At 71.1% G+C, this 19,217-nt stretch carries 18 protein-coding genes and 1 tRNA gene; 11 read left to right on the plus strand and 8 right to left on the minus strand.

Annotation, left to right across the window (positions count from 1 at the left end):
- Positions 1 to 23 precede the first annotated feature (23 nt).
- Both UA74_RS00810 and UA74_RS00815 read left to right on the plus strand, forming a co-directional pair.
- Complete coding sequence (locus tag UA74_RS00810; protein ID WP_075738010.1) at positions 24 to 197, plus strand: antitoxin; 174 nt, start codon at positions 24 to 26, stop codon at positions 195 to 197.
- Complete coding sequence (locus UA74_RS00815) at positions 194 to 871, plus strand: putative glycolipid-binding domain-containing protein (protein WP_083682825.1); 678 nt, start codon at positions 194 to 196, stop codon at positions 869 to 871. The genes UA74_RS00810 and UA74_RS00815 overlap by 4 nt, the downstream gene beginning before the upstream one ends.
- Before the next feature lie 214 nt (positions 872 to 1,085).
- Here UA74_RS00815 and UA74_RS00820 read toward each other — a convergent pair whose 3' ends face one another.
- The 3 genes from UA74_RS00820 to UA74_RS00830 all read right to left on the minus strand — a co-directional run bounded on the left by UA74_RS00820 (position 1,086) and on the right by UA74_RS00830 (position 5,454).
- On the minus strand, positions 1,086 to 2,285 hold the full coding sequence (locus UA74_RS00820; protein WP_075738012.1) for a thiolase family protein: 1,200 nt from the start codon (positions 2,283 to 2,285) through the stop codon (positions 1,086 to 1,088).
- 296 nt (positions 2,286 to 2,581) lie between these two features.
- The gene (locus tag UA74_RS00825; RefSeq protein ID WP_075763686.1) at positions 2,582 to 4,450 is read right to left on the minus strand and encodes a fibronectin type III domain-containing protein; all 1,869 of its coding nucleotides are present in this window, start codon (positions 4,448 to 4,450) and stop codon (positions 2,582 to 2,584) included.
- 17 nt (positions 4,451 to 4,467) lie between these two features.
- Positions 4,468 to 5,454 carry a prephenate dehydrogenase gene (locus tag UA74_RS00830; protein ID WP_198042892.1) on the minus strand — a complete coding sequence of 329 codons (987 nt, stop codon included), beginning with the start codon at positions 5,452 to 5,454 and terminating at the stop codon, positions 4,468 to 4,470.
- Between the two features lie 244 nt (positions 5,455 to 5,698).
- On the opposite strand from UA74_RS00830, the gene UA74_RS00835 reads away from it, so the two are divergent.
- From UA74_RS00835 to UA74_RS00855, 5 genes are all read left to right on the plus strand, one after another.
- Positions 5,699 to 6,187 (plus strand): tRNA adenosine deaminase-associated protein, encoded by a 489-nt coding sequence (locus UA74_RS00835; RefSeq protein ID WP_075738016.1) that lies wholly within the window; start codon positions 5,699 to 5,701, stop codon positions 6,185 to 6,187.
- Entirely contained in the window at positions 6,180 to 6,659 is a 480-nt protein-coding gene (gene tadA, locus UA74_RS00840; RefSeq protein ID WP_075763688.1) for a tRNA adenosine(34) deaminase TadA, read from the plus strand. Before UA74_RS00835 ends, tadA begins: the two co-directional genes overlap by 8 nt.
- 118 nt (positions 6,660 to 6,777) lie before the next feature.
- Complete coding sequence (locus tag UA74_RS00845) at positions 6,778 to 6,993, plus strand: CsbD family protein (RefSeq protein WP_075738020.1); 216 nt, start codon at positions 6,778 to 6,780, stop codon at positions 6,991 to 6,993.
- 188 nt (positions 6,994 to 7,181) lie between these two features.
- Positions 7,182 to 7,802 carry an RNA polymerase sigma factor gene (locus UA74_RS00850; protein ID WP_083682826.1) on the plus strand — a complete coding sequence of 207 codons (621 nt, stop codon included), beginning with the start codon at positions 7,182 to 7,184 and terminating at the stop codon, positions 7,800 to 7,802.
- A gap of 67 nt (positions 7,803 to 7,869) precedes the next feature.
- Positions 7,870 to 7,956, plus strand: a tRNA-Ser gene (locus UA74_RS00855).
- Positions 7,957 to 8,224: 268 nt separating this feature from the next.
- On the opposite strand, the gene UA74_RS00860 is transcribed toward UA74_RS00855, so the two are convergent.
- Both UA74_RS00860 and UA74_RS00865 read right to left on the minus strand, forming a co-directional pair.
- Positions 8,225 to 9,859 (minus strand): LLM class flavin-dependent oxidoreductase, encoded by a 1,635-nt coding sequence (locus UA74_RS00860; protein ID WP_075738022.1) that lies wholly within the window; start codon positions 9,857 to 9,859, stop codon positions 8,225 to 8,227.
- Between the two features lie 37 nt (positions 9,860 to 9,896).
- Positions 9,897 to 10,556, minus strand: coding sequence for an FMN-dependent NADH-azoreductase (locus UA74_RS00865; protein ID WP_075738024.1), 660 nt, complete (start codon positions 10,554 to 10,556; stop codon positions 9,897 to 9,899).
- Positions 10,557 to 10,675: 119 nt separating this feature from the next.
- Between UA74_RS00865 and UA74_RS00870 the strand changes: the two genes are divergently transcribed.
- The 4 genes from UA74_RS00870 to UA74_RS00885 all read left to right on the plus strand — a co-directional run bounded on the left by UA74_RS00870 (position 10,676) and on the right by UA74_RS00885 (position 15,796).
- The gene (locus UA74_RS00870; protein WP_075738026.1) at positions 10,676 to 11,188 is read left to right on the plus strand and encodes a MarR family winged helix-turn-helix transcriptional regulator; all 513 of its coding nucleotides are present in this window, start codon (positions 10,676 to 10,678) and stop codon (positions 11,186 to 11,188) included.
- A 304-nt stretch (positions 11,189 to 11,492) separates the two neighbouring features.
- The gene (locus UA74_RS00875; RefSeq protein WP_075738028.1) at positions 11,493 to 11,885 is read left to right on the plus strand and encodes a GNAT family N-acetyltransferase; all 393 of its coding nucleotides are present in this window, start codon (positions 11,493 to 11,495) and stop codon (positions 11,883 to 11,885) included.
- Between the two features lie 236 nt (positions 11,886 to 12,121).
- Positions 12,122 to 14,854 (plus strand): endonuclease/exonuclease/phosphatase family protein, encoded by a 2,733-nt coding sequence (locus UA74_RS00880; protein WP_232237587.1) that lies wholly within the window; start codon positions 12,122 to 12,124, stop codon positions 14,852 to 14,854.
- 453 nt (positions 14,855 to 15,307) lie between these two features.
- Positions 15,308 to 15,796, plus strand: a complete 489-nt coding sequence (locus UA74_RS00885) for a hypothetical protein (protein ID WP_198042893.1) — start codon at positions 15,308 to 15,310, stop codon at positions 15,794 to 15,796.
- 305 nt (positions 15,797 to 16,101) lie between these two features.
- Here UA74_RS00885 and UA74_RS00890 read toward each other — a convergent pair whose 3' ends face one another.
- From UA74_RS00890 to UA74_RS00900, 3 genes are read right to left on the minus strand one after another with little or no spacing between them, the layout of a single operon-like run.
- Positions 16,102 to 16,950 carry a DeoR/GlpR family DNA-binding transcription regulator gene (locus UA74_RS00890; protein WP_083682827.1) on the minus strand — a complete coding sequence of 283 codons (849 nt, stop codon included), beginning with the start codon at positions 16,948 to 16,950 and terminating at the stop codon, positions 16,102 to 16,104.
- A gap of 13 nt (positions 16,951 to 16,963) precedes the next feature.
- Positions 16,964 to 17,968, minus strand: coding sequence for a 4-hydroxythreonine-4-phosphate dehydrogenase PdxA (pdxA, locus tag UA74_RS00895; protein WP_198042894.1), 1,005 nt, complete (start codon positions 17,966 to 17,968; stop codon positions 16,964 to 16,966).
- Positions 17,965 to 19,209: a nucleotide-binding domain containing protein gene (locus tag UA74_RS00900; protein ID WP_075763692.1), complete on the minus strand. Its 1,245-nt coding sequence runs from the start codon at positions 19,207 to 19,209 to the stop codon at positions 17,965 to 17,967. Before UA74_RS00900 ends, pdxA begins: the two co-directional genes overlap by 4 nt.
- Between the last annotated feature and the right edge of the window lie 8 nt (positions 19,210 to 19,217).

A 19,217-nucleotide genomic window follows, 5' to 3' on the forward strand; every position in this document is an offset into this window, starting at 1 on the left:
GGCCAGAAATAGGAGGGGTGTCAATGGGCTTGGACGACATGAAGAAGAAGGCGCAGGACCTCGGCGAGCAGCACGGCGACAAGCTGAGGGAGGGCGCCGACAAGGCAGGCGAGTCCGCCAAGGACAAGCTGGGCCATGAAGAGCAGGTCGACAAGGTCGTCGACAAGGGCAAGGACTACATCCCAGGTGAAGAGTGAACATTCCTGACACGACGGAGCGGGCCCCCGGCGAGCCGGGGACCCGCTCGTCGAACGCTGAGGCCGCCCCGTCCGCCCTGCCTGCTCGGATGTTGACCTGGCAGGGCGCCGACGGAGGCAGGCTGGAGTCCGCGCGCGTGCTGATCAGCGGCAGGCGACTGCGTGCCCTGGGACAGATCATCGTCGCGGGCACCGATGTCGCGCCTGCGGTGACGGTGTCCTACGAGCTGCACCTGGACGACCGGGGCGGCGTGCGCAGGCTGCTGGTGCACTCCGTCACCGCCGAAGAGGAGCGCCACCTGTCCATCAGCCACTCTCACGAGGGGATCTGGCTGGTCGATCGCGGCGACAACCTCACGGCAGGTGAGCAACGGGTCGAGCGGACGGAGTTGGACGGGGCCGTCGACATCGACCTGGCAGGCTCGGCGCTCTTCGCCACGATGCCGATCAACCGGTTGGGGCTGCGTGCCGAGGCCGGTGCGCACGACGTGCCGATGGCCTTCGTGAGCCTCCCGGATCTGGCGGTGGAGCCGGTGCGCCGCCGCTACGAGCTGGTCCGTGCCGACGACACGGCGACGGTGGTGGCCCTGACCTCGGGCGGGAACACGGTCGAAGTGGTCGTGGACGCCGACGGCTTCTCCCTCGATCACCCTGGGCTGGCTCGCCGGATCTGAGCAGGTCCGCCGCCTGCGCGCGGGAGAAGACGAGGCGCGGTGTTCGTCGGCGCCACCAACTCCTGTGGAGCACGGCACGCCGACGGCTCCGCCTCGGACTCGACTCGCGCCGTCGTGCACCAGGCGAGAGCCCAGGACGCCGAGCCGTACCCCGGCCCGGCCCGGCGGCAGGCCGAGGAGACCGGGGCAGTCGCGTGGGCATCGGACCGACCGGTCACGACTCGACGGCGATCGCGATGCCCTGGCCGACGCCGATGCAGGCGGTCGCGATGCCCAGTCCGCCGCCGCGCACCTGAAGGTGACGACACAGGTCGACGACCACCCGCGACATCGAGGCGCCGATCGGATGACCGTAGGACAGCGCGCCGCCATGCACGTTGACCCGCTGCGGGTCGATCTCCGGCAGGCCGTTCAGCACCGAGAGGACCATCGCGGCGAACGCCTCGTTGACCTCCCAGAGCACCACGTCGTCGATGGCGACGTCGAGCCGGGCGAGGAGCCTGCGCACGGCGGGGATCGGGGCGAGGGAGAACTTCTCGGGCGAGACGGCGGCCACCGCGCTGCCCAGCACCCGGCCGATCGGCGTCAGCCCGAGTCGCGCCGCGCTCTCCTCAGTGCCGATCAGGGCCGCCACGGCGCCGTCGTTGAGCGGAGCGGAGTTACCCGCCGTCACCGGGCCGTCCGCCGAGAAGACCGACGGAAGGCCCGCGAGTTGCGCCTCGGAGGTGTCGGCACGCACCGACTCGTCGCGACGCACGGTGTCGCCGTCCGGGGTGCGGACCGCGAAGGCGAATCCGTCGTGCACGCCCGCGTCCCAGGCGGCCACGGCACGTCGATGCGACCGCAGGGCGTAGTGATCCATCGCCGCGCGGTCGATGCCCAGCCCGACGGCGACCTGCTCCGCTGCCAGCCCGAGCGGCACCGTCCACGCGCCGGGCATCCTCGGGTTCACCAGCCGCCAGCCCAGGGTGGTGGTGGCGGTCTCCAGCCGATCCGGCAGCGCTCTGGTCGGCCGGGGCACGACGAACGGTGCCCGGCTCATGCCCTCGACACCGCCCGCCAGCATCAGGTCGGCGTCGCCGGTCGTGACGGCGCGGGCCGCCTGAACGATCGACTCGCCACCAGAGCCGCAGAGGCGGTTGAGCGTGACGCCGGGAATCGTGGCAGGCAGCCCGGCGAGCAGCGCGGCCATCCTGGCGACGTTGCGATTCTCCTCGCCCGCGCCGTTGGTGTTGCCGTACACGACGTCGTCAAGCTGCTCGGGATCGAGCGGCCCGCCCGTCTCCGCTCCGTGTCTGCGCAGGAGTTCCACCAGGGGGAGCGCGGCCAGATCGTCCACTCGCACGCCGGCGAGCGCACCCCGATAACGGCCGAAGGGGGTGCGGGCGGCGTCCAGGATCAGTGCGCTTCGCATGACCTCATCGTCCCGGAGAAGCCGACTTCGCGGGTGATCACGCGCCCAGGCGCAGCAGGCGGCTGGCGTCTCGACCCGCTCGGGCGGAGTCGCCGCATCCGCTCCTTCGGCGTGGTCTCCGGCGTGGTCGGGGGGCGCTTCCGTCGTCCAGCAGGCCGAGCCGCCCCACCGTCGTCGGACCCGGCAGGCATCGAGCCGACAGGCATCCGACATCGCAGCGGACCGAGCAGCGCCGGAATCGATCTCGGACCGAGTCCGCCTCGGGCACCGGAGCCCGATGGCGTGCGCCACGATCCTCAGTCGGTGAGCCGCAGTTGAACGATCGGCGCGACCTCCAGTTCACCGGCGGTGAGGCCGTGCACCCAGGTCCGCAGGATCAGCGTGTCGTGCGGATGATCCGAGACGTCCACGGTGAAGCTGTGCAGGCCGCCGACCATCGGGCCGTCCTCATGAGCGGGCACCCGGAGCAGCACGCCGTCGTTCGCGAGCACCTCGAAGCCCGCTGCGGGGAGCACTTGACTCGTCCGGCCTTCCTGGCGTCGCCCGTCGATGAGGATCGTGATCTCCAGTTCTCCCCGAGGCACCGACGCACCCGGCGACTGGATGTCGATCAGTTCGCCGTCACTGCGCACCATGGCAGGCGCGGTGGGCAGTTCTGGTGTGCTCGGCGGCGCCTGATGCAGCGGGTACGCCTCAGCAGGCTGACGGGGCGGGCCGGACCACACATGGAGCAGGCCGGTCAACGGCGGCAGGTCCTCGGTCGAGGCGGCGGTGAGGATCGCCGGATCGGCACGCAACGTGTCCACCGGCAGGTCGGCCCGAGCCCACACTCGTCCGGGTTCCGTCGACGGGATCTCCTCGAGCTCCACGTCTTCGCCGTCGAGGTGCAGAATGCCGTCCTCCTCCACGGTGTGCGTACTGACGAATTCGACTCGATTCGCCGCTGCCAGCAGGTGCGGGCTGTTCTCGACCGGCGTCGGCACCGGTTCGCCCAGCACGTCGCTCATCGACACGACGTCCATCCGGACGTCCTCGTCGACCGCGCTCATGCCGATCAGGTCGAGGCTCGGCTCGGCGCCGTTCCAGTTGCTGAACGCGAGACTGAGATCCGCCGTCTCCCACGGGAGAAGGACCGGAACGCTGGTCACCTCGATCCCGTCCTGAAGCATTACCAGCCGGGTGTCCTCGATGCGAAGCTCCCACAGACTCCGGACACCGGTGGCGGAGGAGAAGCCGTCGAGCTGTTCGACGTCGTTCCCCTCGGTCATCAGTCCCGGCGCGACGCTGAGCCTCGGCCCGTCCCTGGTCAGGATCAGCGCAACGCTGCCGGGTGGCATTCCGCCCGCGGTATCGGCCTGCCGGTCGGACGGTGCCGTCAGGAACTCCGCCCCACGATTCCCGTATCCGGGCGGGGTCAAGGCGATCGACAACCCCACGGTCTGCGAGTTGCTCATCCAGTGATTCGCGGACACCCCGCCCGAGCGCAGCAGGATTCGGCCGCGGATGCCGTCCCGGTCCGGTGCTTGCAGGACGAACGGGGCTCGATGGCGCAGCGACGACCTGCCGCACGGCGTCCCGCCGGTGAGACCGCCCTCGGGGAGCCGACGTGGCGGACACTCCAGGCTCGTCACCTGCCAATGGTCGCCGTCGAGGGTGTGTTCGTCGAAGTCATGGGTGACGGCGAGGCCCGCCAGGTGCGTCTCGCGGTGCGCCTCGGCCGGGCGTGCGGTGGCACGGACCGGAGCCGATCGCTCGCCCAGCGCGTTCACCGACCGGACCTCGACGGCGTACGGGGTCTGCGGGTCGAGATCACGGATCTCGGCGGCGGGGGAGGCGACGAGCAGTTGCCCCGTCTGTCCGCCGCCGCTCCAGCCCAGCTCGTAGCCGCTCGCCGCAGCCGGGTCGCCGCCGCCGGGCAGTGCCGAGCCCCAGCGCACTCGCAGGCTCTCGGCATCCCAGGAGTCGATCTCCAGCGAGTCCGGCGGAGCCGGAGCCGGGTGGTCCGGCCGGTAGTCGACCGCCTCGGCCTGCTCGGCGATCAGCGGGTTGGTGTTGTCCCACGACGGCGCGGAGACGGCGTCCACCTGATCGCGAAGCAGGAAGACGGCACCGCCCAGCACCACGAGGGCCGCGATCGGCAGGAGGACTACGGGACGTAGACGCATCAGCTCACCGGATCTCGTCAGTCTCGCCGGGGGAGGACTCCTCGAAGCACGTCCCCGTGGACGGTGCGCACCCGCCCGCCCGCCTCGCCGAGGGCACGTAGCTCGGCCGGTGCGTCGGGATCGAGGAACTGCACCTGGAACTCGCCGGTGGGCAGGGTCTTCGACTCGATCCACTGCGTTCGCGACAGGTGTCCGTGATTGATCGTGGCGGCCAGCGAGCCGGTCGTGGCCAGCGAGCCGCGCGCGACGCCGAGTCTGCCCAGCGCGTCGTCGATCGCGGCGAGCAGTTCGTCGCGGTTGCCCTCGCACATCGCCTGGACCAGGGCGGGCCTGCTGCCCGCGACCCTGGTGCCGTCGAAGAAGGAGCCCGCCGCCAGGCTCATCGCGAGCCCGCCGCCGCCGCTGCCGACCGAGGCCAGCACGGCGGCCAGGACATGCGGGAGATGGGAGATGCGCGCGACGGCCGCATCGTGTTCGCGGGCCGATGCAGCGACGACCTCCGCGCCGCAGGCCAGGGCCAGGCGGGCCGTGCGCAGCCAGTGGGCGCGGTCGGTGTCGTCCTCGGTCACCAGCAGCCAGGGCGCGCCCTGGAAGAGCTCGGCGGAGCCGCCTGCCCAGCCGGACACCGAACTGCCCGTCATCGGATGACCACCGACGTAGGGTGCCTCGGGCAGTCTGGCCTCGATACCGGCCGCCACCGGCCCCTTCACGCTGATCACGTCGGTCAGTCCGCAGTGCGGCGCGAACCGGGCGACCTGGCGCAGGACCGTGTCGAGCGCGGTCAGCGGGACGGCGATGACCAGCAGAGCGTCGTCGCTCGACGCACGGCGGAGCGCCTCGTCGACATCGGCGGCGACGTCGAAACCCTCGCTGCGAGCGGCCTCGGCGTCGGCAGCCGAGGCGGTCGCCCCGTAGGCCTGCCAGCCCGCCGCGTCGGCGGCTCGTAGTACCGATCCGCCGATCAACCCGAGTCCGATCACACACACCGCAGGCACGCCGGTCATCTTCCCCCGTTCGCGGGCGTTGTGTGAAGGGAACCCACATTCGACCCGGCGAACGACCGTCGTCTCGGCTGCCCTCGACCAGCCGGGCCCGGCGGCGTCGCGAGGCCGTGACGGCGGTCGTCGCAGGTGGCGCCCCGGTCGGCTCGTCCAGTACCCGTCCTCGGCCGATCGGCGTGGTCCCCGTCCGGGTTGTCTAGGACCGATGGTGCTTTCGTGTGACGCCGGGTGGGCATACCGTGGTGTCATGTCGGTGCAGGAGCCGATCCAGGGCACCGCCGTGGCGGTGCTTCGGGAAGACGGCCAATGGCGGTGCATCCGGATGCCCGAGTCGGCCCTGCTCGACCTGGACACGGCGATCACGGAGCTGCGCAACACGCGGTCGACGGGCGCGGCATTCGCACTGCTGAACGTCGACGACGAGTTCTTCATCCTGCTGCGTCCTGCTCCCGGCGGCGTGTCGATGCTGCTCTCGGACGCGACCGCAGCCCTCGACTACGACATCGCGGCGGACGTCCTCGACCTGCTCAGGGTCGACCTCCCCGACGAGGATGACGAGGAGCTCTGGCCGGAGGGCGACCTCTCGATCCTCGCGGACCTGGGCTTGTCCGACGGCGAGATGACGGTGATCGTCGAGGAGGACGCCTATCCCGACGATCAGCTGATGATGATCGCTCAGCGCTGCGGCTTCGCGACCCAGCTCGGCACCGCGTTGGAGAACCGGGAGAGTGTCTGAGCTCTACGAGCGCGAGTCAGATCGAGAACTGATCCGACTGGCCGTCGCCGAGGCCGCCCGCGCGGCCGAGGCCGGTGACGTCCCCATCGGGGCGGTGGTGGTGGACGGGCGGGGCAGGCTGCTGGCGGTCGCTCGTAACCGACGTGAGGCGACCGGCGACCCCACCGCCCACGCGGAGATCCTCGCGCTGCGTGCCGCGGCTCAGGCGCACGGCGACGGCTGGCGGCTGGCGGAGTGCACGCTGGCGGTCACCGTCGAGCCGTGCGCGATGTGCGCGGGGGCGGTGGTCGCGGCGCGGATCGGCAGGCTCGTCTTCGGCGCATGGGAGCCGAGGACCGGTGCGGTCGGGTCCCTGTGGGACGTGGTGCGAGACCGCAGGCTCAATCACCGGCCCGAGGTGGTGGGCGGGGTCTTGGAGTCGGAGTGCGCCGCGCTGCTGGACCGGTTCTTCGCCGACCGCAGGCGGGCTTAATTGGTGACGAATTTCACATCTTCGTGATGCGGTCTCCTCGGTTGGGCACCCGAGAGGCAGAGGCGGGCGTCACCCGGCGCCGAGGCCTAAACCGCGATTCGAGCGAGGGAGTCACCCGATGAGCGTGTTCGACAAGGCCAAGCACCAGGCTCAGGAGGCTGCGGGCAAGGCGAAGGAGGCCTTGGGTCGAGCCACGAACAACGAAGACCTGGAGAACTCGGGTAAGCGGGACAAACTGGAGGGCCAGGCCAAGAAGACCGGCCAGGAGGCCAAGGACAAGGCTGCGGGCGTCGTCGACGACGTCAAGGGCAAGTTCGACGGTGGCAACCGCTGAGTCGCTCGGCATGGTGATCGCCTGCCGCGCGTGACCACGGTTCGGCGCCGAGATCGCTTCTCGCGCCGCTGAGCCGAACGCCGCGTGCGCATCTCGCCCGGCGAGCACGCTGCGACGCTGCCACCATGAGGCCCGTCCCACGACGGTGGGGCGGGCCTTTCTGTGCGCGACCTCGGGGGTGGGCGAAGATGGCCGAGCATCGGGGCGGCGCGGCAACGGATCTTCCTGCCTGCGACGGGGTCGACCCGGCTGGCGAGTCGGCCAGGGGCAGCGGACGATCGGGACTGACCGACGCGGAGTTCGCCGTGCTGCTGCGCAGGCATTCCGGCCAGGTGTTCGGGCTCGCGCTGCGGATGCTGGGGGATCGGACCGAGGCCGAGGACGTCACTCAGGACGTGTTCCTGATCTGCTGGCGGAAGCTCGCCTGCCTCGTCGAGCCCGAGGCGATCGGGGGCTGGTTGTTCCGCATTACGCAACGGCAGTGTCTTCAGGTGTTGCGTCTGCGGCGTCGACGTCGCACCGAGCCGTATGCCGAGCTGCCGGAGCAGGGCGTCGTGTCCTGGCTGGACGGGAATCGATGCTGGGCGCAGCCGGAGCGGAGAGCGGAGGCCAGCGCGCAGCTTCGTGACCTCGGGGGCGCGGTGGGCGCCCTGTCCTCGCCGCAGCGAGCGGTGTGGCTGCTCATCGAGGTCGACGGCGCCTCGCACGCCGAGACCGCACGGCTGCTGGACCTCGACGAACAGGCCGTGCGGGGCAGGCTCTGCCGGGCGCGGAGTCGGTTGGCCGACGCACTGCGGGCCTGGCGCTGACCGCCGCAGGATGTGATCACGGCCCCCCGTGTCGATGCGAGCATCGGAGTTCGTTATTCTGGTGCACGGTAGCGTGTCCGAGCGGCCTAAGGAGCACGCCTCGAAAGCGTGTGAGGGTTTACCCCCTCCGTGGGTTCAAATCCCACCGCTACCGCTCGTGAACAGGCAGAACGCCGGGTGAGTCGATACTGACTCACCCGGCGTTCGTCGTCAGGTCTCAGTCTGGGTCTGGAGACTCGCCTCTGCCGAGCGTGCTCCACTGCTCGACCAGTGCGGCGGCCAGGCTCGTGATCGCCCCCTGCCGACTTCCGAGACCCTTAGCCGCCGTGTCCGCCCGCTTCGCAGCGGGCGACCGGGCCGGCCTCGACGGTGCGTGAACGATCGAGCCCGCCCGACGTGCTGCCTCGCCGAGGCGGACGAGATCAGGTGAAGCCGAGGCGGGCCAGCGGCTCCACGAGTTCGCGTTCCTCATAGGACAGATGGGACAGCAGCGTGTCGGTCAGCAGATCGACACCGGCCTGGAGGTTCTTCATTCCGTTCGCCGGATCGGCGACGAAGGCGACCAGCGCGCGATCCAGCCCTTCGAGCACGTCGTGGATGACGTGGTGCTCCTCCTTCAGCCGGTCGATGACCGGGGCGAGCCGGGGGTCCGCCTTCCGCAGGTGCGGGAACACGCTCACGTCCTCGAGGGTGTGATGCGTGGTGACGACCCGGCAGTACGACTCGCAGTAGACGCCCAGGGTCCAGTTGTTCTGCCGCATCGTCATCGTGTTGATGTGCGACCGGGCGCTGCCTGCGTCCAGCGTTCCCGCCGCGACCTGCTGGACGAGGTCGCGAATCTGGGCGAGCTCCTGGCGGAGGTGGTCGTGCACGTCGACGAGATGCCTGCCCGCCGCCTGCTCGTGCGCGGTGTAGCGCCGGTCAGGATCGGGTGCGGGCCCGGTCGGCCTGGTCGACTCGTCCCAGGCACTGCGGCTGCTGTACCGGACGCCGTCGTCCGGGGTGGGCGTGACGGCGAGGCCGCCGCCCGAGGAGGCGCGGGCGGGCGGGGTCGCCCTCGGCGGCGCCGAGTCGCGCACGGGGGTGTGCTCGGTTCGTGCGGCGTCGCCTCCGTCACCCCGCCCGCTGTCGGGTCCGCCCGGCGCCCGGCCGTCCGACGACGATCGGACGAGGGTGCGTTCGGCTGCCACGAGTTCGCGCACGGCGGGGACAACCTCGGCGGCGAACCGGCGGATCTCCTCCGGAGAGTCGGTAGCGAGGATGTAGGTGCTCATCCCCTCCGTGAGCGTGAGCTCGGCCAGCTGCTCGGCCCAGACCGATGCCGGTCCGTGCAGGAACGTGCCGTCGTCGCGTCCGAAGGTGCCCGCGATGTTGTAGAGCCGGGTGATCTCCGCAGGTGATCGGCCCGCCTTGACCGCGGCCTCGTCGATCACCGTGTTCATCGCCGACAGGGTCTCCGGCGCGGCATAGGGGCTGCTGGGGAGCCAGCCGTCGGCCAGTCGGCCGGTCATCCGCAGCATCCGAGGCTTGTAGGCGCCGAGCCAGATCCCGACGTCATGGGCGGGCGCGGGCCCCGACCGCCCGCCGGGCACCCGGTGATGACTGCCCGCCACCCGCACCCGGCCGCCCTCCGGCGCCCAGATGCCTCGGATGATCTCGATCGCCTCCTCCAGGGCGGTGACCCGCTCTGCGACGCCGAGCGTGGGGCCGCCGATGGAGGCGATCGCCTCGCCCGATCCGCCCGCGCCGAGGCCGAGCTCCACCCGCCCGCCGCTGAGGATGTCCAGGCTCGCGACGCTGCGGGCCAGCACCACGGGCGGTCGCAGCGGCAGGTTCGCGACGTTGGGCGCCACCCGCAGTGTCTCGGTGCCTGCGGCGATCACCGAGAGGAGCGTCCAGGCGTCCAGGAACTTCGACTGGTACGGATGGTCCTGCACCGTCACCAGGTCGAGTCCGACCTGTTCGGTGAGCTGCGCAAGCTGGACGACCTGGACGGCCCGCCCGGCGTTCGGGGTGAGGAACGTCCCGAAGCGCAGGTCGTGCCCGTAGTCGGTCATCTGTCTCTCCTTCGGCTGGCGGGTGGTGTCTCACACGTCAGACGGACGCGCCTGCGATCCGGTCTGCCAGCGAACGGCCGTGGGTGCGAGCCAGGTCGCGTGCGGCGTCGCGGGACGCCTTGGCCATGTCGACGAGCCCCTCCATACCGGGGGTGACCTCGGCGAGGGTGAGCTCCGCAGCGCTGACCTGGAGGTCGAGCCCGAGGACGTCGGACAGGGCACGGACCATCCACGGCGTGGCGTGGTCCCAGCCCTCCTTGGGCGTCCCAGGACCGTAGCCGCCGCCCTGTGCGGTGATGAGCACGGCGGGCCTGCCCGCGATGGCCTCCTCGCCGCCGGGGCCGAGCCTCGGGTCGGTGAGGATCAGGTCGACCCACGTCTTGAAGTGCTGCGACACCCCGTAGTTGTAGAGCGGCACGGCGAACAGGTACGCCTCGGCGGCCACGAGTTCGTCGGCCAGCGTCGTCGCCAGCGCGCGGGCCGCCCGCTGGTCCGCGCTCTGCTCCTCGACGGGCACGAAGCCCGACAGGGCGGCCGAGGCCCACACGTCCGAGGGGATCGGGTCGGCGGTGAGGTCGCGCCGCACGACGGGCAGGCCCGGCCTGGCGTCCTGCCAGACGCTCTGTGCGGCGTCGGCGATCTCCCTGGTCACCGAGCCCTCGGGACGGATGCTGGCATCGAGACGGAACAGGGACATGGACGGCTCCTAGGTCATCGAGATTGATCTGCTGTGCAGATGTGTTGTCTATCAGACGTTATCCTACGCAGAACATATTCCCATCAGATGGATGCCTTCGCGGGGGTAAGCTGGCTCTCATGGCGACTCCTGCCGCAGCGGAACCGGCTCGCGATGACGCGTGCGATGCCGCGCTCGAAGACGACCTGGGCTGGGCGCTCGGCGTCGTCTTCCGCTCGCATGTGAAGGCGGCCCACGCCGTTCTGGAGGACATTCCCGGCGGCCCGCGCGGTCACCAGGTACTGGCCTCGGCAGTGCAGGACCTCGGAGGCAACCAGGGCGCGCTGGCGGCTCAGCTCGGCATCGATCGGACCGTGCTGACGTATCTGATCGACGACCTGGAGAAGATGGACCTCGTCGAACGCCAGCCGGACCCGGCGGATCGGCGCAGCCGCCGAGTCGTCGCGACGCCGAAGGGCCGTGCGTTGTGGACGGACCGACAGGCAGCGCTGCGGCATGTCGAGCTGCGGGTGCTCGGCGCGTTGGGCGAGGACGCCGCACTCTTCCGCACCCTGCTGCAACGGCTGGCGACGCATGCCAACGGACTTGACCCGGTCGCCCACACCTGCGAACTGGTCGAAGAACTGCAGTAGCCGTTCGTCGTCGAAAGGGCGGCGAGGTTCTGATCCGGACCCGACGATCTGCGGATCTCGACGGCTGCGTGACGATGCTGGCGGACGTGCACCGTGCCGACGGCTATCCGACGGTGTGGCCTCAGAGCCTGACTTTAATCCCCACTTTCCTGTTGCGCGGGGCCAGCGCGGCGATCTGCGGCGTTGTCGTCAGTCAACATAACTCCGTTATGTCTCCTTCCTCCGCCTTGCAGCTCATCCACGCTGATCCCCGCTCACGACGGAGGAGGATCAAAGACAGGCTCTTAAGGACCCGGCCGGCTGGGTGCGGTCGCCGGGGCTGCTCCTCGGCTCCTGGGTGGCGTGCGGGCCCGTTGCGGATGAACTGCTCGGCCATGTCGCGCTGGTCGCTGCGGACGAGGAGATCGCGGGGCGGGCCTGGCTCCGACACGTGGGCCCGTCCGGCGCGCGCCCGGCAGGCATCAGCAGGCTCTTCGTCTCGCCCGCCGCCCGAGGCCGGGGTGTCGGGGCGCTGCTGCTCGACGCGGCCTGCGCCCACGCGCGTCGACACGGACTCCATCCGGTGCTCGACGTGATCGCTCGCGATAGAGCGGCCGTCGCCTTGTACACCCGGTACGGCTTTCGCCTGCTCGACGCGGTGCCGGTCGACCTCGGCGGCGTCGAAGAGACTGCCCGCTGCCTCGCCCTGCCCGGTTGAGTCCCTGCGCTGCTGTCCGGAACCGCATGCGGGGCCGCCCGGGCGTCGCCGCGCCAGGTCATCGGCATTGTTCGTGACTTGATCACAACGATCCGGTAGCGGCCGGTGCATCAGTTTCTGCGTAGTCTTCCTCGCGTTCACTCGCAAGGGTGAAGATTCCTCGACCCCTAGGAGCCAGGCCGTCGGCCGCCGCACGTCTGGCGGTGCCCCGGCTCCTCCCCGATTGGGAGGATCGAGTGAGTCTCTTGTCTTCATCCCGGCGCCGGTCTCGGCGCCGAGCCTGCGTGGGCGCGGCGGCAGGCTTAGCCGTCGCGGCGGGCCTCGCGCTGGTGCCGGTCGCCTCGGCGCAGTCGGTCGACGTCGTGATCGCCGAGGTCTACGGCGGCGGCGGCAATTCCGGGGCCACCCTGACCACCGATTTCGTCACCCTCGGCAATCGAGGGGCCGCCGAGGTGGCGGTGGACGACTGGAGCGTGCAATACCTGACCGCCTCGCCCGGACCGACGTCCCGATGGCAGGTCACCTCGCTCACCGGCAGCGTGGAAGCGGGCGGCCGCTTCCTAATCGCCCAGAGTCGGGGTGCGGGCGGATCGGTGGAGCTGCCCGCACCGGACGCCGTCGGCTCGATCCCGATGTCGGCGAGCACCGGCACCGTCGCCCTGGTGCGCGACGTCGAGCCGCTCACCTGCCGCACCGTTGCCGACTGCGCCGAGGACGAGCGGATCGTCGATCTGGTGGGCTGGGGTTCGGCCGAGGTCCGGGAGGGCACGCCCGCACCCGCGACGAACAACACCTCGTCGGTGAGGCGGGACGCCGAGCTGACCGACACCGACGACAACGCCGCCGACTTCACCGTCGGCACGCCTGCGCCGGTGAACTCGGCAGGGGAGGCGCCGGGCGAGGCGGAGGAGCCGGAGGTGCCGCCCGGCCCCGAGGAGCCGGGCGAGCTCCGAATCCACGACATCCAGGGCGTCACCCGTACCTCGCCGCATCTCGGTGACGAGGTCGAGGGCGTGCCGGGAGTGGTCACCGCCGTCGGCTCCGTCGGCTCGGCCCGCGGCTTCTGGTTCCAGGACGTCGACGGCGACGGCGACGAACGGACCAGCGAGGGCCTCTTCGTCTTCACCGGTGACACGACGCCGGACGTCGCGGTCGGCGACGAGATCCTGGTCTCCGGCCGGGTCGACGAGTACCGGGCAGGCGGCCAGGCAGGCGCCGCCCAGTCGATCACCCAGCTCGCCGCGGCACGGTGGACGGTGCTCTCCGGCGGAAACCCGCTGCCCGAGGCCGAACTGCTGGACGCCGATGCCGTGCCGCTCGCGCAGGCACCGTCCTCGGGCGGCGACATCGAAGGGCTGGAACTGGAGCCCGCCGAGTACGCGCTCGACTTCTACGCCTCGCGGGAGAGCATGGTCGTCCGGGTCGTCGACGCGCCCGTGGTCGGCCCGACCGACGCCTATTCCGCGCTGTGGGTGACCACCAAGCCGGACCAGAACCGCAGCGAGCGCGGCGGGACGGTCTACCAGGGCTACGACGACGCCAACACGGGCAGGCTGAAGATCGAGTCGCTCATCCCCTCCGACGAGCGGGCCTTTCCGATCGCCGACGTCGGCGACGAGTTGGCGGGCGTCACCGAGGGACCGCTGTACTACTCGCAGTACGGCGGCTATCTGATCAGGGCCACCAGCCTCGGCGAGCACGTCTCGGGCGGACTGACCAGGGAGGTCACCAGGTCCGCCGAGTCCTGGGAGCTGGCGGTGGCGACGTACAACGTCGAGAACCTCTCGCCCGCCGACGACCAGGAGAAGTTCGACCGGCTCGCCTCGGGCGTGGTCGAGAACCTGGCCTCGCCCGACATCGTGGCTCTGGAGGAGATCCAGGACGACAGCGGTCCGACGGACGACGGCGTCGTCAGCGCGGCGGCGACGCTGGATCAGTTCGCGGCGGCGATCGTGGCGGCAGGCGGGCCGGACTACGAGTGGCGCCAGATCGACCCGAACGACAAGCAGGACGGCGGACAGCCCGGCGGCAACATCCGAGTGGCCTTCCTCTTCGATCCGGAGCGGGTGTCCTTCGTGGACACGCCGGGCGGCGACGCCGACACCGCCGTCGCGGTGACCACCGACGAGGACGATCGTGCGGCGCTCAGCGTCTCGCCGGGTCGGATCGATCCGGCCGACGCGGCCTGGGCGGACAGCCGCAAGCCGTTGGTCGGGCAGTTCCAATTCGAGGATCGCAACGTCTTCGTCGTCGCCAACCACTTCGCCTCCAAGGGCGGCGATCAGGCCCTGCACGGCCGCTTCCAGCCGCCGAACCGATCGTCGGAGGTGCAGCGGCTGGAGCAGGCTGCGGCGGTCCGAGGCTTCGTCGACGAGGTGGCCCGGGTCGACCCGGCCGCGAACGTGCTGGTGGTGGGGGACCTCAACGACTTCCAGTTCTCCCCGGTGCTCGGCACCCTCACCGAGTCCGACGTGTTGATCAACCCGATGAACGGCCTGCCCGCGACCGAGCGTTACGGGTACGTCTTCGACGGGAACTCTCAGGCGCTGGATCACCTGCTGGTCAGCGGAAACCTGTCGACCCGGGCCGATTACGACCCGGTGCGGATCAACGCCGAGTTCGCCGACCAGGCGAGTGACCACGATCCGCAGATCGTCCGGTTCCGGCCGCTGTCCGGTGATGCCGAGATCGACGCCGCCGAGGAACAGGAGTACTACGGCTCCGGAGGTAGTGGTGGCGACGACGACGGGGCGGACGGGGAGGAACCGGTCGACCAGGCCACGCCGCCCGGCGGGGCGCCCGGCACCCAGCCGCCCGCCCTCGCCGGAGCCACCGGGCTCGCGAACACCGGCGCGGCGGGCACGGTGTGGCTGGTGGTCGCCGCAGTGGTCCTGCTGGCGGGCGGTGGAACGGCACTGGTGCTGACGCGCCGCAGGAAGCCCGGCGCGGATGAGCAGGCGGGCGAGTGAGCAGTCGGGGCCGTCCGTCGGGATGACCCGGGCGGTGAGATGACACGGAACGGGCCTCGGCGATTCATGCCGGGGCCCGGTCGCGTGTTCGGCGGGCGGGCGCCGGACCCCCTCCTGGCGGTGTGGTTCCGCGCGCTCGGGTCTACGCAGGCCGGGCGTGCCGTACGTTCGGCGCGCTCGGGAAACCGGCTCGCTCCGCAGTGCGCGGCGGACGCGGGCAGCGCTCGGGCGTGGCCGGAGGTCGTCGGGTGTGACTGGCGGGTCCGTGCCGACGGGACCGGGCGTTGCTTGGGCCCCAGTACTGGGCCGATCGGTGGACTGTGATCACACTCTGGGGTTGCATTGCAACGCGCTGACACGGGATTGCGATGCACAGCGTGGCGAGGATTCACCGGACCGAGTGCGCGGAGTACTCGGTCTCTGCCGCCGCAGCGACCTGGAGGACGGTGCATCATGCGCGACCAGTCGTTCGACCTCCGCACGTGTGGGCGGCCCACCCGATCCGGGCGGCCGTGTCGGTCGAGGCTGCACGGTTACGACCTCGCGTGTGGAATTCACGCCGACGAACACGACCGGGCGCTCGCGGCGGCGTACGGACGCGGCTGGCGGGAGGGGTTCTCCGCCGGACAGGACTCCGGTTCGCGATCGATGAAGGGCGTGGTCGAGCGCCTGCGGCAGGATCTCGCGGAGTCCCGACGTCGACTCGACGGGGGCAGGCGCTCCCGACAGGCCCAGGGACACCAGATCGTCGAGGTGGGCGGATATGCGTACTGCTGGCGGGGAACGCCTGCCTTGAAGCTGGGTGATCGCGTGCTTCTGCCGGAGAACCACGTCAGCAGACTGAAGTACGGGCCCGGCCCGTTCGAGGGCGTCGTCAGTGCGCTGGACAGTTCCTACGAGGGGGAGTTGGGCGACATCCTGCGGCGTTCGGTCGGGCTGTAGTGCCGGTCTCGTCGGCAGGGCCCTGCCCCGGCCGCTCCGGCGTCGACCAGCCGGACTCCTCGCCCACGATGAGAGGCGCGGAGATCACCAGGCCCAGGTGAACAGACGTCGTTCCCCGGAATCGCTCTCCCGCCGGGGCAGGATGCGGAGCCGAGCCGTCGAAGGCCGAGGCTCGGCACCGGCCCAGCCGAGAACCCGTCTCGCTCGGCGACTCGCCGTCCGTGCCCAGGCCGATCGGTCGGATCGCGGCCCGTCGCCGATCCGGGAGGCTCGGCGGATCTTCGGTGAGCCGACGGCCGCGACGGTCAGTCGGCCTGTTCCGCAGGCTCGGCGGCCTGCCTCCGGTCGGTGCGACCCGCTTCGCCGCGTGCCGGGACGGCGACACCGTCGGCATCGGCGACCACGACGGTCACTCCTCTGTCGCGGAACGGCTCGAGGTCGGCCTCCCGCGCGGAGAGGTCGGTCACCAGCGTCCATTGCGAGGGCATCGGAGCCCAGGCGTGGAAGGGCCGTCGGCCGATCTTGGCGCCGTGGGCGAGCAGGTAGACGCGGTCGCTGCGACGGGCCATGAGCTCTTTGAGCCGGGTCTGCCGGATGTCGGCCTCGCAGATGCCCTCCTGCGCGGTGACGCCGTCGGCGCCGAGGAAGACCCGGTCGAAGGTGCGGCGTTCCAATGCGGCCTCGGCGAGCGGCCCGATGAAGCCGAGGCTTCTCGGCCGGAGCACGCCGCCGAGGCATTCCACCGTCACCGTGTCGGAGACGGCGAGTTCCTGCAGGGCGGTCATCCCGGTGGTGACCACGGTGAGCGCGGGCACCGAGTGCAGTTCGTGCGCGAGCGCGCCGGTGGTGGTGCCCGCATCGAGCAGCACCGTCTCCCCGGCGCCGATCCGGCTTGCCGCCCAGCGCGCGATGGCCCGCTTCGCCTCGAACTGCTCGCCGACCCGTTGGCGCAGGCTGGACTCGGGATGCGCGACGAGCGCCATCGCGCCGCCGTAGGTGCGGGCGAGTGCCCCGGATCGTTCGAGCTGGGCGAGATCGCGGCGGATGGTCGACGCGGTGACGCCGAAGTGCGCGGAGAGTTCGTCGACGTTGGCAAGGCCGTTGGTGGCCATCTGGACGATGGATTCCCGACGGAGCTCGGAATCACGGGGCACGCGCTCGTCCCTCTCAGCTGACGGCGACCGGCGCCAGGTCGGCTGCCTGGCGTAGCGCCTCGATCATGCTACCGACCTCGGCGGTGCCGGTACCCGCGATGTCGAAGGCCGTGCCGTGGTCCACCGAGGTGCGGATCACCGGCAGGCCGACGGTGATGTTGACGCCTGCCTCGATGCCGAGCACCTTCACCGGCCCGTGGCCCTGGTCGTGGTACATCGCCACGATCAGGTCGTAGTCGCCACGGCCTGCCAGGAAGAAGGCGGTGTCGGCGGGGAGCGGTCCGCGCGCGTCGATGCCGTCGGCACGCAGCCTCTCCAGGGCGGGCACGATCTTCTCCTCCTCCTCGCCCTCGCCGAACAGGCCGTTCTCGCCTGCGTGCGGGTTGATCGCGCACACGCCGATCACCGGGCTGTCCACGCCGGAGGCGCGAATCGCCTCGTGGCCTCGGCGGACCGTCCGCTCGACCAGGCCGGGCTCGATCTTGGCGATGGCGGCGATCAGGCCGATGTGGGTGGTGACGTGGATGACCTTGACCTTCGGCGTCGAGAGCATCATCGACACCTCCTCGGTCCCGGTCAGCGCGGCGAGCATCTCGGTGTGGCCGGGGTAGAGGTGACCTGCGGCGTGCAGGGCCTCCTTGTTCAGCGGCGCGGTGCAGATCGCCTGCACCTTTCCCGCCAGCGCCAGCTCGGAGGCGGTCCGGATGTACTGGTAGGCAGCGTCGCCCGCGGTCGCGCTCAGCACGCCCCAGGGCAGGTCCGCAGGAAGCAGCCCCAGGTCGATGACGTCGATGCGACCGGGGGTGAACCGGGCGTCGTCGACCGACTCGACCGCGACCACCTCGACCTGTGCGTCCATCAGCCGGGCGGCGTCACGCAGGCGCTGCGCGTCCCCGATCACCAGCGGGCGGCACCGTTCGTACACGGTCTGGGTGGCGAGCGCGCCGACGACGACCTCTGGGCCGATGCCGGCTCCATCCCCCATGGTGATGGCGATCACGGGCGTTGGGGAGCTCACGGGTCCTCCTGATGATCGGTATGACGAAGATGACGGGCGATCGTGAGCAGGCTGTCCGGGCCGCCGTGGCTGCCGGGACGGGTCACGATCTCGTGGTGGGTGTCGGTGCGTGCGTGCACGGCGCCCGGATGGACCTGGCCGAGCAGATCGAGGCGGGTCACGCCGAGGGCGTCGAGCACCCGGCGGGCGGTCTCGCCGCCGGTCAGCGCGAGGCGGACCGGCGTGTCGTGCTCCGCCAGCGCGCTTCGGACGATCGCGGCGAGGTGGTCGGTGATCAGCCGGCCCGATCCGGGGTCGATCTCGTCGGGCGCGACCGCCGCCTGCCGGACGGCGAGCACGACGCAGCCGTGGTCGAGCCGTGCTCGGACGCACGAGCCGGTCTCGCGTCGGGTCGTCGGATCGACCAGGACGACCGCCGCGCCCGCGTGCTCGAGGATCTCGACCTGCCTGCGCGCGCCGGGCTCGGCGGAGCCGACGACGACCAGGACGGCGGCCGAGGGACGGGCGGCCGGGCTGTCGCCGCAGGCGCGCACGGGCGCGGGATCGGGTTCGGCTGCGGACCGGAGCCTGCCGAACGCCGCCGCCAGGCCTGCCGACCCGACGGCGATCACGTCGGGGACGCCTGCGCAGGCGGCGGCGATCAGATCGAGGTCGGCGTCGGTCTCCGCGTCGCACACCGCGATGTGTCGGGTCCTGGCGGCTTCGGCCAGGCCTGCGACGAGTCCGGCTGAGCGGACCGTGTCGAGGCCGAATCGGTCGGTCGGCAGCTCGCCGAGCGCCTCCTGAATCGAGGAGGGGCGCGGTTCTCCCGGTCCGGGAACGGGCGAGTGTGCGGCGAACACCACTCGGCCGTTGACGGTGGCCCGACCTGCGGCCGGCAGCGCGGGCGTGCAGACGATGAGGCTGTCGCGTCGATCGCGCAGGCCCCAGACCATCGGTGCGACGTTTCCGCGCAGCAGCGAGTCGATCTTGAGGAACAGCGGTCCGGAACGCGGGGTCAGGGCGCCGACGGCCGACCGGGCCTCGTCCGGAGTGGACTGTCGGATGTCGAGGTCGATCGCACACGGCCCCGTCGCAGTGGACCCCTCGGCCGCGAGATCTTGCGCGAAACGCGCAATATTGCCGACCGGTGGCGCGAGCCGCGCCGAGGGTTCATCGTGACCGCCGCTCAGGGCGAGTGCCGCTTCAGCTGCGCCGCTGAGGTCATCACACAAGGCCAGGCGTGGTCTCCCTGGTCTCATGGACACCT

It is taken from the genome of Actinoalloteichus fjordicus (genome assembly GCF_001941625.1).
GTDB lineage: Bacteria > Actinomycetota > Actinomycetes > Mycobacteriales > Pseudonocardiaceae > Actinoalloteichus_A > Actinoalloteichus_A fjordicus.